This is a genomic window from Plantactinospora sp. CNZ320 (genome assembly GCF_002846275.1).
The window spans coordinates 2,114,369-2,126,757 of sequence record NZ_PJMP01000001.1 but is presented as its reverse complement, the minus strand read 5'-3'; the positions used below and the strand labels follow the sequence as shown (position 1 = coordinate 2,126,757).

The 12,389-nt window shown below is 71.7% G+C and carries 11 protein-coding genes; 10 read left to right on the top strand and 1 reads right to left on the bottom strand.

The window, feature by feature from the left end:
- The first annotated feature begins 4 nt into the window (after positions 1-4).
- From aroB to nusB, 4 genes are all read left to right on the top strand, one after another.
- Positions 5-1,081 (top strand): 3-dehydroquinate synthase, encoded by a 1,077-nt coding sequence (aroB, locus tag CLT71_RS09205; protein WP_101366740.1) that lies wholly within the window; start codon positions 5-7, stop codon positions 1,079-1,081.
- Positions 1,078-1,521, top strand: a complete 444-nt coding sequence (gene aroQ, locus CLT71_RS09200; protein WP_101366739.1) for a type II 3-dehydroquinate dehydratase — start codon at positions 1,078-1,080, stop codon at positions 1,519-1,521. Before aroB ends, aroQ begins: the two co-directional genes overlap by 4 nt.
- Before the next feature lie 100 nt (positions 1,522-1,621).
- On the top strand, positions 1,622-2,179 hold the full coding sequence (efp, locus tag CLT71_RS09195) for an elongation factor P (protein ID WP_101366738.1): 558 nt from the start codon (positions 1,622-1,624) through the stop codon (positions 2,177-2,179).
- A 23-nt stretch (positions 2,180-2,202) separates the two neighbouring features.
- A complete protein-coding gene (nusB, locus tag CLT71_RS09190) occupies positions 2,203-2,613 on the top strand; it encodes a transcription antitermination factor NusB (protein WP_199187882.1) in 411 nt (136 codons plus the stop codon).
- Positions 2,614-3,095: 482 nt separating this feature from the next.
- On the opposite strand, the gene bldD is transcribed toward nusB, so the two are convergent.
- Entirely contained in the window at positions 3,096-3,584 is a 489-nt protein-coding gene (gene bldD, locus CLT71_RS09185; protein WP_101366736.1) for a transcriptional regulator BldD, read from the bottom strand.
- 284 nt (positions 3,585-3,868) lie between these two features.
- Between bldD and pyrR the strand changes: the two genes are divergently transcribed.
- From pyrR to CLT71_RS09155, 6 genes are read left to right on the top strand one after another with little or no spacing between them, the layout of a single operon-like run.
- Positions 3,869-4,450, top strand: a complete 582-nt coding sequence (gene pyrR, locus CLT71_RS09180) for a bifunctional pyr operon transcriptional regulator/uracil phosphoribosyltransferase PyrR (protein WP_101366735.1) — start codon at positions 3,869-3,871, stop codon at positions 4,448-4,450.
- Entirely contained in the window at positions 4,450-5,373 is a 924-nt protein-coding gene (locus CLT71_RS09175; RefSeq protein ID WP_101366734.1) for an aspartate carbamoyltransferase catalytic subunit, read from the top strand. Before pyrR ends, CLT71_RS09175 begins: the two co-directional genes overlap by 1 nt.
- A complete protein-coding gene (locus CLT71_RS09170) occupies positions 5,373-6,734 on the top strand; it encodes a dihydroorotase (protein WP_101366733.1) in 1,362 nt (453 codons plus the stop codon). The genes CLT71_RS09175 and CLT71_RS09170 overlap by 1 nt, the downstream gene beginning before the upstream one ends.
- 52 nt (positions 6,735-6,786) lie before the next feature.
- A complete protein-coding gene (carA, locus tag CLT71_RS09165; protein ID WP_101366732.1) occupies positions 6,787-7,941 on the top strand; it encodes a glutamine-hydrolyzing carbamoyl-phosphate synthase small subunit in 1,155 nt (384 codons plus the stop codon).
- Positions 7,941-11,309 (top strand): carbamoyl-phosphate synthase large subunit, encoded by a 3,369-nt coding sequence (carB, locus tag CLT71_RS09160; protein ID WP_101366731.1) that lies wholly within the window; start codon positions 7,941-7,943, stop codon positions 11,307-11,309. Before carA ends, carB begins: the two co-directional genes overlap by 1 nt.
- Entirely contained in the window at positions 11,306-12,370 is a 1,065-nt protein-coding gene (locus CLT71_RS09155) for a quinone-dependent dihydroorotate dehydrogenase (RefSeq protein WP_101366730.1), read from the top strand. Before carB ends, CLT71_RS09155 begins: the two co-directional genes overlap by 4 nt.
- The last annotated feature ends 19 nt before the right edge of the window (positions 12,371-12,389 follow it).

Here is a 12,389-nt window from a genome sequence, read left to right as displayed (position 1 = left end):
CCCGATGGACGAGCTGACCCGAATTCCGGTCGGCGGTGACCGGCCGTACGACGTCCTCGTCGGCCGGGACCTGCTGGCCGCGCTGCCGCCCCTGCTGGATCGCGCCGAGCGCGTCGCCGTGCTGCACGCTCCGCCGCTGAAGGCGCAGGCCGACGAGCTTGCCGAGCGGCTCCGCGCCGCCGGGGCCGAGCCGCTGACCGTGCCGGTGCCGGACGCCGAGGCGGGCAAGGACATCGAGGTCGCCGCGGGCTGCTGGGCGCGGCTGGGCGCGGCGGGCTTCACCCGTACCGATGCGGTGGTCGGGGTCGGCGGCGGCGCCGTCACCGACCTGGCCGGCTTCGTCGCCGCCTGCTGGCTGCGCGGCGTGCGCTGGGTGCCGGTGTCGACCTCGCTGCTTGGCATGGTCGACGCGGCGGTGGGCGGCAAGACCGGAATCAACACCGCCGCCGGCAAGAACCTGGTCGGTGCCTTCCACCCGCCGGTCGGGGTGCTCTGCGACCTGGCGATGCTGGACTCGCTGCCGGCGGTCGACCTCGCCGCCGGGCTGGCCGAGGTGGTGAAGTGCGGCTTCATCGCCGATCCGGCCATCCTCGAACTGATCGAGTCCGACCCGACCGCCGCGACGGACCCGACCGGGCAACTGGTCCGCGAGCTGGTCGAGCGGGCGATCCGGGTCAAGGCGGACGTGGTCTCCGGCGACCTGCGGGAGGCGGGCCGGCGGGAGATCCTCAACTACGGCCACACCCTCGGGCACGCGATCGAGAAGGCCGAGGGCTACCGCTGGCGGCACGGGCACGCGATCTCCGTCGGCCTGGTCTACGCCGCCGGGCTCGCCTGGCGGGCCGGCCGGCTCGACGAACCGACCGCTGCCCGGCACCGGACGGTGCTCACCGCGCTCGGGCTGCCGACGAGCTATCGGGCCGACGCCTGGCCGGAGCTGCTGGCCGCGATGCGGGTGGACAAGAAGGCCCGGGGCAGCCGGCTGCGGTTCGTGGTGCTGGACGGGTTGGCCGAGCCCGGCATCCTGGAGGGTCCCGACGACGAGCTGCTCTTCGACGCGTACGCCGAGGTGGCCGGATGAGGGTTCACGTGCTCAACGGCCCCAACCTGGGGCGGCTCGGCATCCGGCAGCCCGAGGTGTACGGCGCCACCAGCTACGCCGACCTGGTGGCGAGCTGCGAGGCGACCGGCAGGGAACTGGGGCTGGACGTGCGGGTCCGGCAGACCGACGCCGAGGCGGAGTTGCTCGGCTGGCTGCACGAGGCGGCCGACGAGGAGGCGGCGGTGGTACTCAACCCGGCCGCCTGGTCGCACTACTCCTACGCGGTCCGGGACGCCTGCGCGATGTTGCGGGGCCCGCTGGTCGAGGTGCACATCTCCAACATCCACGCCCGGGAGGAGTTCCGGCACCACTCGGTGGTCTCGGCCGTGGCGACGGGGGTGATCTGCGGCCTCGGCGTCGACGGCTACCGGCTCGCCCTGCTCCACCTGGCCGCGCTGCGGGACCGGTCCGGCGGCTGACCGGCCGTCCCAGGGATCGAAACGGGCTGGTCCTGATCAACTGGACGCCCCTAGTAGACTTGCCGGGTCTGTCCGCCCGAATTAAAGATCAAGGCAGGAAATGGCCACCACCAACGACCTGAAGAACGGTCTGGTCCTCAACCTCGACGGCGAACTCTGGGCTGTCGTGGAGTTCCAGCACGTCAAGCCCGGCAAGGGCGGTGCCTTTGTCCGCACCACGCTCAAGAACGTGCTCTCCGGCAAGGTGGTCGACAAGACGTTCAACGCGGGTACCAAGGTCGAGACGGCCACCGTCGACAAGCGCACCATGCAGTACCTCTACGCCGACGGCGAGGACTACGTCTTCATGGATCTGGAGACGTACGACCAGATTCCGGTGCCCGGCGGCACGGTCGGCGAGGCGGCGAACTACCTGCTGCCCGAGGCGGAGGCGATCGTCGCCACCCACGAGGGTGTACCGCTCTACGTCGAGCTGCCGACCAGCGTCGTACTCGAGATCACCTACACCGAGCCCGGGTTGCAGGGCGACCGCTCCACCGGCGGCAACAAGCCGGCGACGGTCGAGACCGGCGCCACCGTCCAGGTGCCGCTCTTCATCACCACCGGCGAGAAGATCAAGGTCGACACCCGCGACGGCCGCTATCTCGGCCGAGCCTGATGGCGGAGGGCCCCAAGCAGCAGATGCCCGCCCGCCGCAAGGCACGCAAGCGGGCCCTTGACGTCCTCTACGAGGCGGACCTGCGGACCAAACCCGCCGCCGAGGTGCTGGTCGGCTATCTGCGCCGGCTGGAGCAGCCGCGTCCGGAGCACCTGGACTACGCGATCGGCCTGATCGAGGGCGTGGCGGAGCACCAGGCCCGGATCGACGAGCTGCTCGGCAGCTACGCCGAGGGCTGGACACTGGACCGGATGCCGGTGGTCGACCGCAACCTCGCCCGGATCGCCGTCTACGAGCTGCTCTATCTCGACGAGATCGACGACGCGGTGGCGATCAGCGAGGCGGTCGAGTTGGCCCGGCAGATGTCGACCGACGACTCGCCCCGGTTCCTCAACGGCCTCCTGGGCCGGATCGCCGAGTACGCGACGCGCTGAGCCCGTCGGTCGGGCCGGCGCCGTCGCGGTGCCGGCTGTTGGCTGGCGGGCAGCGGCCGGCTGCCGGGCAGTGTCTCTGCGCGAGACTGTAGAGCTGCCCCGTTTGTGCGCCCACCGGAGCCTGCTGTCGCCCCGGGGCGATCTCGTCCGAGAAGGTCGGTTTCCGGAGCGGCGCCGATGCGCATTGTGACCGGCAACTCGGCGGCGGGGCTCGACCGGAAAGCGGCTCCTGGCTGCCTGCGCCCGTCGAACCAGGAAAATTCCGGTGTCGGAGGCCTTCCGGCGTTCCGGCTTGGAGGTCTTCCGGGGCGGGAGGCCCTCCGGCAGGTCTTCCGCGGCGGGAGCACAGGCGGGGCAGCTCGACAGTCTCGCAAACCGGCTCGTCCTGGTCGGCTGCCGTGCTGCGGTGACCGGCGGCCCGGGTTCAGAAACGGCTCGCGGGGCCCGCGCCCGGTGGGCACGGACCCCGCGAGTCGGGGGGATCAGGACGCGAAGAGCGCCCGGGGGTCGGCGACGAGCACACCGTGCTCGGTGAGCCGCTCGATCAGCCCGGAGGGGGAGGAGTCGTAGACGATCGCGAGCGCCCGCAGGTCGTCCGCACGAATCGACAGCACCCGTCCGTTGTAGTCACCGCGCTGCTGCTGGATGGCTCGGGCATAGCGGGCGACGTAGGCGAGGTCCTCGGAGGCCTCGTCGTACAGCCGCTCGAGGTCGAGCACGATCTTGTTCGTCGGCTCGTGACGGACGCCACTGCCGTCCGGCAGTAGTTCCGAGACGGGCACCCGGTAGAAGTCCGCGAGTTCGGCGAGACGGGAGACCGTCACCGCCCGGTCGCCCCGCTCGTACGAGCCGACCACGACGGCTTTCCACCGTCCGTTTGACTTCTCCTCCACCCCCTGCAGGGACAGTCCCTGCTGCTGACGGATAGAGCGCAGGCGCGCGCCCAACGACTTGGCGTATTCAGAGGGCATTCGGCACTCCCAGTGCTGGTCGGGGATCTCCCCAGCGATCGCTACGGAGCGTGACGGTACGGGGATTACGACACGTGGTCAAGTGCTAGTTACCTACCTATTACAAAGATCGTGTTCGGCCGGGCGGTTTGGACTCGCTGATCCGACGGTCAGCGGGCCGCCAGAGCTGGCCCCGTGGCCAGTGGTAACGTGGCTAGAGCCCCGGCCCGGGCCCTCGTCAGGCAAGCGCCGGAATCCGACGTCCTTTAACGACCCGTCCCGTGAGGCGGGGAAGGGGGTCCGCCGTGGCGTACCCGCAGGCTGCTCAGCCGCAGCCGGTCTCACCACCGTCCGTGAAGGTCATCCTGACCAGTGCCGAACTGGCCCGGGTGGTGGACCGAATCGCACACCAGATCCTGGAGAAGACCCAGGGCGCGGCCGGTACCGTGCTGCTCGGTATCCCCACCCGGGGCGCTCCGCTGGCCCGCCGGCTGGCGGCCCGGATCAACGCCTTCGAAGACATCGACGTACCGGTCGGTGTGCTGGATATCACTCTCTACCGTGACGATCTCCGTCGACACGCGGTACGCGCGATCGGCCCCACCCAGGTTCCTCCGGAGGGCATCGACGGCAAGCGGGTGATCCTGGTCGACGACGTTCTCTTCTCCGGCCGAACCGTCCGGGCCGCCCTCGACGCGCTGAGTGACCTCGGCCGGCCGAGTTCGGTACAGCTCGCCGTGCTTGTCGACCGGGGCCACCGGGAGCTGCCGATCCGGGCCGACTACGTGGGCAAGAACATTCCGACGGCGCTCGCCGAGAGCGTCAAGGTGACTCTCGCGGAGACTGACGGCGCCGACGAGGTCAAGCTGATCGGAGGGGCGGCATAGTGCTCAAGCACCTACTTTCCGGAGCGGATCTCGACGCGGCCACCGCGACGCTGATCCTGGACACCGCGGCCGAGATGGCAACGGTGGCCGGCCGCGAGGTGAAGAAGCTGCCCGCGCTGCGTGGTCGTACCGTGGTCAACCTCTTCTACGAGGACTCCACCCGGACCCGGATCTCCTTCGAGGCGGCGGCGAAGCGGCTCTCCGCCGACGTGATCAACTTCTCGGCCAAGGGCTCCAGCGTCTCAAAGGGCGAGAGCCTGAAGGACACCGCGCTGACCCTCCAGGCGATGGGGGCCGACGCGGTGGTGATCCGGCACCCCGCCTCCGGCGCGCCGCACCGGCTCGCCAACTGGGTCGAGGGCTCGGTGCTCAACGCCGGGGACGGCACCCACGAGCACCCGACCCAGGCACTGCTGGACGCGTACACGATGCGGTCCCGGCTGGGACGGATCGCCGGGCTCTCGGTCGCGGTAGTCGGTGACGTGCTGCACAGCCGGGTCGCCCGCTCCAACGTGCTGCTGCTGGCCACCCTGGGCGCCAAGGTGACCCTGGTCGGCCCGCCGACGCTGATCCCGGTCGACATCGGTACCGCGCTCGCGCCCGGTACCGAGGTCTCCTACGACCTCGACGCGGTGCTGCCCACCTCGGACGTGGTGATGATGCTGCGGGTGCAGCGGGAGCGGATGGCCGACTCGTTCTTCCCGTCCGCCCGGGAGTACGCCCGGCGGTACGGGCTCGACGGGCCCCGGATGGCCCGGCTGCCGGACCACGCCATCGTGATGCACCCGGGTCCGATGAACCGCGGGATGGAGATCGCGCCCGAGGTGGCCGACTCGTCCCGCTCCACGATCGTCGAACAGGTCACCAACGGCGTCTCCGTCCGGATGGCCGTCCTGTACCTGCTGCTGGGGGGAATGAAGTGATGACCGAGTACACCGCCGGAGGTGATCCGGGAGCCGCGTACCTGATCCGGGGCGTGCGGGTGGTCGGCGCCGAGCCGACCGACCTGCTGCTCACCGGCGGCGTGGTGGCCGAGACGGGCCGGGGCCTGGCCGCCCGTGGGGCGCGGGTGGTCGACGGCGACGGGCTGGTCGCGCTGCCCGGCCTGGTCGACCTGCACACGCACCTGCGCGAACCGGGCCGGGAGGACGCCGAGACCGTCGAGTCCGGTTCGCGGGCGGCGGCGCTGGGCGGCTACACCGCCGTCTGCGCGATGGCGAACACCTCGCCGGTCGCCGACACCGCCGGCGTGGTCGAGCAGGTCTGGCGGCTCGGCCGCGAGGCCGGACTGGTCGACGTGCAGCCGATCGGCGCCGTCACCGTCGGGCTGGCCGGCGAGCACCTGGCCGAGCTGGGCGCGATGGCCGACTCCGCAGCCCGGGTGCGGATCTTCTCCGACGACGGGCACTGCGTCGCCGACCCCCGGCTGATGCGCCGGGCACTGGAGTACGTCAAGGCGTTCGACGGGGTGATCGCGCAGCACGCCGAGGAGCCCCGGCTGACCGAGGGCGCCCAGATGCACGAGGGCGAGGTCTCCACCCGGCTCGGCCTGACCGGCTGGCCGGCGGTCGCCGAGGAGGCGATCATCGCCCGGGACGTGCTGCTTGCCGAACACGTCGGCAGCCGGCTGCACGTCTGCCACCTCTCCACCGCGGGCAGCGTCGAGGTGCTCCGGCACGCCAAGAAGCGCGGGGTACGGGTCACCGCCGAGGTCACCCCGCACCACCTGTTCTTCACCGACGAGGTCGTGAGCGGGAGGAGTGAGCTTGCGAGCCCCGCACTCGCGAACAGTGGAAGGACAGGGGCCAGCTACGACCCGGTGTTCAAGGTCAACCCGCCGCTGCGTACCGCCGCCGACGTCACCGCGCTGCGCGAGGCGCTGGTCGAGGGGATCGTCGACATCGTCGCCACCGACCACGCCCCGCACGCGCTGGAGGACAAGGAGTGCGAGTGGGCGTACGCCCGGCCGGGGATGCTCGGGCTGGAGACGGCGCTCTCGGTGCTGCTCGACGTACTCGGCGAACGGTGGGACCTGATCGCCGAGCGGATGTCCCGGACCCCGGCCCGGATCGCCGGGCTGACCGAGCACGGCCGTGACCCGGCACCCGGGGTACCGGCCAACCTGACCCTGGTGGATCCGGCGGCCCGCCGCACCATCGACCCGGGCGAGCAGGCCAGCCGCAGCCGCAACACCCCGTACGCCGGGCTCACCCTGCCGGGCCGGATCGTCGCGACCTTCCTGCGCGGCGAGCCGACGGTACTGGACGGAAAGGCCGTGCGGTGATCCGAGCGAGGAGTGAGCTGGCGAGCCCCGCAGTCCGGATCGGAGGTCGGGCATGAGCAACCGGAGAAGATCCGCGATCCTGGTCCTGGAGGACGGCCGGACCTTCCGGGGCGAGGCGTACGGCAGCGTGGGGGAGACCTTCGGCGAGGCCGTCTTCAACACCGGGATGACCGGCTACCAGGAGACGCTCACCGACCCGTCGTACCACCGCCAGGTGGTGGTGCAGACCGCGCCGCACATCGGCAACACCGGGGTGAACCCCGAGGACGACGAGTCGGGCCGGATCTGGGTGGCCGGGTACGTCGTCCGGGACCCGGCCCGGATCGGCTCCAACTGGCGGGCCACCGGCGCGCTGGAGGACCGGCTCGCCACCGAGGGCGTGGTCGGGATCGCCGGGGTGGACACCCGGGCGCTCACCCGGCACCTGCGGGAGCGCGGCGCGATGCGGGTCGGGGTCTCCAGCCTGACCGAGGACCCGAAGGAACTGCTGGCCCGGGTCCGCGAGGCGCCCCGGATGGAGGGGGCCGACCTCTCCGCCCAGGTGACCACGGCCCGGCCGTACGTCGTGCCGGCCGAGGGGGAGCACCGGTTCACCGTCGCCGCCCTCGACCTGGGGATCAAGCGGAACGTGCCGCGCCGGCTCGCCGCGCGCGGGGTCACCACGCACGTGCTGCCGGCCTCGTCCAGCATCGAGGACCTGCTGGCCACCGGTGCCGACGCGGTCTTCTTCTCGCCCGGTCCGGGCGACCCGGCCACCGCCGACCATCCGGCCGGGCTGGCCCGTGAGGTGATGCGCCGGCAGATCCCGCTCTTCGGCATCTGCTTCGGCAGCCAGATCCTCGGCCGGGCGCTCGGCTTCGGCACCTACAAGCTGGGATACGGGCACCGGGGCATCAACCAGCCGGTGCTGGACCAGTCCACCGGCAAGGTCGAGGTGACCAGCCACAACCACGGGTTCGCGGTCGACGCGCCGCTGAACCAGGTGATCGACACCGACTTCGGCGGGGTCGAGGTCAGCCATGTCTGCCTGAACGACAACGTGGTCGAGGGGCTGCGGGCCAGGGACGTGCCCGCGTTCACCGTGCAGTACCACCCGGAGGCGGCGGCCGGCCCGCACGACGCGGACTACCTCTTCGACCGCTTCGCGGAACTTGTGGAGCGAAAAGGCAAGAGCGGCGCCGAGCTCATCGAGAAGAAGGGCTCCTGATGCCCAGGCGGACAGACCTCAAGCACGTAATGGTGATCGGCTCCGGGCCGATCGTGATCGGCCAGGCCTGCGAGTTCGACTACTCCGGTACCCAGGCCTGCCGGGTGCTGCGCGCGGAGGGGCTGCGGGTCAGCCTGGTCAACTCCAACCCGGCGACCATCATGACCGACCCGGAGTTCGCCGACGCCACCTACGTCGAGCCGATCACCCCGGAGTTCGTCGAGCTGGTCATCGCCAAGGAACGCCCGGACGCCCTGCTGCCCACCCTGGGCGGCCAGACCGCGCTGAACACCGCAGTGGCGCTGCACGAGTCCGGGGTACTCGCCAAGTACGGCGTCGAGCTGATCGGCGCCGACATCGACGCGATCCGGCGCGGCGAGGACCGGCAGCTCTTCAAGGAGATCGTCGCCAAGGCCGGCGGCGAGACCCCGCGCAGCCGGGTCTGCCACTCGATGGAGGAGGTCCGGGCCACAGTCGGTGAACTGGGCCTGCCGGTGGTGATCCGGCCGTCGTTCACGATGGGCGGCCTCGGCTCCGGGATGGCGCACACCGACGAGGACCTGGAGCGGATCGCCGGGGCGGGACTCGCCGAAAGCCCTGTGCACGAGGTACTCATCGAGGAGAGCGTGCTCGGCTGGAAGGAGTACGAACTCGAACTGATGCGGGACCGCAACGACAACGTCGTGGTGGTCTGCTCGATCGAGAACGTCGACCCGATGGGTGTGCACACCGGGGACAGCGTCACCGTCGCACCGGCGATGACCCTGACCGACCGCGAGTACCAGCGGCTGCGTGACCTCGGCATCGCGGTGCTCCGCGAGGTCGGGGTGGACACCGGCGGCTGCAACATCCAGTTCGCGGTCAACCCGCGCGACGGCCGGCTGGTCGTGATCGAGATGAACCCGCGGGTCTCCCGCTCGTCGGCGCTGGCCTCGAAGGCGACCGGTTTCCCGATCGCCAAGATCGCCGCGAAGCTGGCCGTCGGCTACACCCTGGACGAGATCCCGAACGACATCACCCTGAAGACCCCTGCCGCCTTCGAGCCGGCCCTCGACTACGTGGTGGTGAAGATCCCCCGGTTCGCCTTCGAGAAGTTCCCGGCCGCCGACCGCGAACTCACCACCACCATGAAGTCGGTGGGCGAGGCGATGAGCCTGGGCCGGAACTTCCCCGAGGCGCTGAACAAGGCGATGCGCTCGATGGAGACGAAGGAGGCCGGCTTCTGGACCGTGCCGGACCCGGAGGGCGCGACCCTGGAGTCGACGCTCGCGGCGCTGCGGATGCCGCACGACGGGCGGCTCTACACCGTCGAGCGGGCGCTTCGGCTCGGCGCCTCGGTGGCGCAGGTGTCGGAGGCGTCCGGCGGGATCGACCCGTGGTTCCTGGACCAGATCGCCGGGCTCGTCGAGCTGCGCGCCGAGATCGTCGGTGCCGCCGTACTCGACGAGGAGCTGTTGCGCCGGGCCAAGCGGGCCGGCATCTCCGACCGGCAGCTCGCCGCGCTCCGCCCGGAGCTGGCCGCCGAGGACGGGGTACGCACCCTCCGGCACCGGCTCGGGGTACGCCCGGTCTACAAGACCGTCGACACCTGCGCCGCCGAGTTCGCCGCCGGTACCCCGTACCACTACAGCAGTTACGAGGAAGAGACCGAGGTGACCGGATCGGACCGGCCCAAGGTGCTGATCCTCGGCTCCGGGCCGAACCGGATCGGCCAGGGCATCGAGTTCGACTACTCCTGCGTGCACGCGGTCATGGCGCTGCGCAGCGCGCCGCTGGGTTCGGCCGCTGCGTCAGGTTCCGGCGCCGAGGGCGCGGGCTACGAGACGGTGATGGTCAACTGCAACCCGGAGACGGTCTCCACCGACTACGACACCGCCGACCGGCTCTACTTCGAGCCGCTGACCTTCGAGGACGTGCTGGAGGTCTGGCACTCCGAGGACACCTCCGGTAAGGCGGCCGGCGGGCCGGGTGTGGTCGGCGTGATCGTGCAGCTCGGCGGGCAGACCCCGCTGGGCCTGGCGCAGCGGCTCAAGGACGCGGGCGTGCCGATCGTCGGTACCAGCCCGGAGTCGATCCACCTGGCCGAGGAGCGGGGCGCGTTCGGTGCGCTGCTGGACCGGGCCGGGTTGCGGTCGCCGGCACACGGCACCGCCACCGCGTACGACGAGGCGCACGCGATCGCCGCCGAGATCGGCTATCCGGTGCTGGTCCGGCCCTCGTACGTGCTCGGCGGGCGGGGCATGGAGATCGTCTACGACGACGAGACGCTGCGCGGGTACATCGCCCGGGCCACCGACATCTCGCCGGACCATCCGGTGCTGGTGGACCGCTTCCTCGACGACGCGATCGAGATCGACGTGGACGCGCTCTGCGACGCCGACGGCGAGGTCTACGTCGGCGGGGTGATGGAGCACATCGAGGAGGCCGGGATCCACTCCGGCGACTCGTCCTGCGCACTGCCGCCGATCACGCTGGCCAGCTCGCACCTGGCGGCGGTACGCCACTACACCGTGCAGATCGCCCGGGGGATCGGGGTACGCGGCCTGCTCAACGTGCAGTACGCGCTGAAGGACGACACCCTCTACGTGCTGGAGGCGAACCCCCGGGCGTCCCGTACCGTGCCGTTCGTCTCCAAGGCCACGGCGGTGCCGCTGGCCAAGGCGGCGGCCCGGATCATGCTCGGCGCCACGATCGCCGAACTGCGCGCCGAGCGGCTGCTCCCGCCGACCGGCGACGGCACCACCACCCCGGCCGACGCGCCGGTGGCGGTGAAGGAGGCGGTGCTGCCGTTCAAGCGGTTCCGCACCCCGACCGGCAAGGGCATCGACTCGCTGCTCGGCCCGGAGATGAAGTCCACTGGCGAGGTGATGGGCATCGACACCGCCTTCGGGCACGCCTTCGCCAAGTCGCAGGCGGCGGCGTACGGCTCGCTGCCGGTCCGGGGCAGGGTCTTCGTCTCGGTGGCCAACCGGGACAAGCGCGGCATGATCTTCCCGGTCAAGCGCCTCGCCGACCTCGGCTTCGAGATCGTCGCCACCACCGGCACCGGTGAGGTGCTGCGCCGGCACGGCATCTCCTGCACGCTGATCCGCAAGCACTACGAGGAGGGCGCCGACTCGCCGGACGCGGTCTCGCTGATCGCGGCCGGCGAGGTGGACCTGGTGATCAACACGCCGCAGGGTTCCGGGGCGAGCGCCCGCTCCGACGGGTACGAGATCCGCAGTGCGGCGGTCGGCGCGGACACCCCGTGCATCACCACGGTGCCCGGCGCGGCGGCGGCGGTGATGGGGATCGAGGCGTTGATCCGCGGCGACATGTCGGTCCGGCCGTTGCAGGAGCTGCACGCGGCGCTGCGGGCCGGCGAGTGAGCGCGTCGACGACGACGGAACCGGGCCGGGGTACGGCGGGCGGGGGAGCGGTCTTCGACCGGGTCGTCCGGCCGGCGCTGTTCCGGCTCGGCGGCGGTGACGCCGAGACCGCGCACGAGTGGACGCTGCGCCGGCTGGCCAGGCTGTCCCGCAGCCCGGCCGCGCTGGCCCTGCTGCGGGCCCGGTACGCCGTCTCCGCCCCGCGCACCGTCTTCGGGATCGACTTCCCCAACCCGGTCGGGTTGGCCGCCGGGATGGACAAGGACGGTGCCGCGCTGCCGGCCTGGCCGGCGCTCGGCTTCGGCTTCGTCGAGGTCGGCACCGTCACCGCGCACCCGCAGCCGGGCAACCCCCGGCCGAGGCTGTTCCGGCTGCCGGAGAGCGCGGCGGTGATCAACCGGATGGGCTTCAACAACGCCGGTGCCGGGGCGCTGGCCGCCCGGCTGGCCGCGCTGCGCCGGCCGTTGGGTGTGCCGCTCGGCATCTCGCTCGGCAAGTCCAAGGTCACCCCGTTGGACGACGCCGTCGCCGACTACCTCGCCTCCTACCGGGCGCTGGCGCCGTACGGCGACTACTTCGCGGTCAACGTCTCCTCGCCGAACACCCCGGGACTGCGGGCGTTGCAGGACCGGGCGCACCTCGACACGCTGCTGACCGCGCTGGTCGGGGAGAAGCCGATCCTGGTCAAGTTCGCCCCGGACCTGACCGAGCCGGCCATCGCCGACCTGCTGGCGGTCTGCCTGGACCGGGGCGCCGCCGGGGTGATCGCCACCAACACCACGCTGGGCCGGGACGGGATCGCCCCGGCCGACGCGCACCGGGCCGGCGAGGCGGGCGGGCTCTCCGGGCGGCCGCTGACCGCGCGTACCCGGAAGGTGGTCTCCTTCGTGCACCGCGAGACCGGCGGCGCGCTGCCGGTGGTCGGGGTGGGCGGCATCCTCGACCCGGCGGACGGCACCGCGCTGCTGGACGCCGGAGCCAGCCTGGTGCAGCTCTACACCGGCTTCGTCTACGGCGGGCCGGGACTGGTCCGCGCGGTGGCCCGGGCGAGCCGGCGGTGAACACCGGGGAGGTCGCCAC

Bases quoted from the DNA above. Each gene is read 5' to 3' on its own strand.
- aroB (WP_101366740.1), top strand. From the start codon at position 5: ATGGACGAGCTGACCCGAATTCCGGTCGGCGGTGACCGGCCGTACGAC.
- aroQ (WP_101366739.1), top strand. From the start codon at position 1,078: ATGAGGGTTCACGTGCTCAACGGCCCCAACCTGGGGCGGCTCGGCATC.
- efp (WP_101366738.1), top strand. From the start codon at position 1,622: ATGGCCACCACCAACGACCTGAAGAACGGTCTGGTCCTCAACCTCGAC.
- nusB (WP_199187882.1), top strand. From the start codon at position 2,203: ATGCCCGCCCGCCGCAAGGCACGCAAGCGGGCCCTTGACGTCCTCTAC.
- bldD (WP_101366736.1), bottom strand. From the start codon at position 3,584: ATGCCCTCTGAATACGCCAAGTCGTTGGGCGCGCGCCTGCGCTCTATC.
- CLT71_RS09170 (WP_101366733.1), top strand. From the start codon at position 5,373: ATGACCGAGTACACCGCCGGAGGTGATCCGGGAGCCGCGTACCTGATC.
- carA (WP_101366732.1), top strand. From the start codon at position 6,787: ATGAGCAACCGGAGAAGATCCGCGATCCTGGTCCTGGAGGACGGCCGG.
- carB (WP_101366731.1), top strand. From the start codon at position 7,941: ATGCCCAGGCGGACAGACCTCAAGCACGTAATGGTGATCGGCTCCGGG.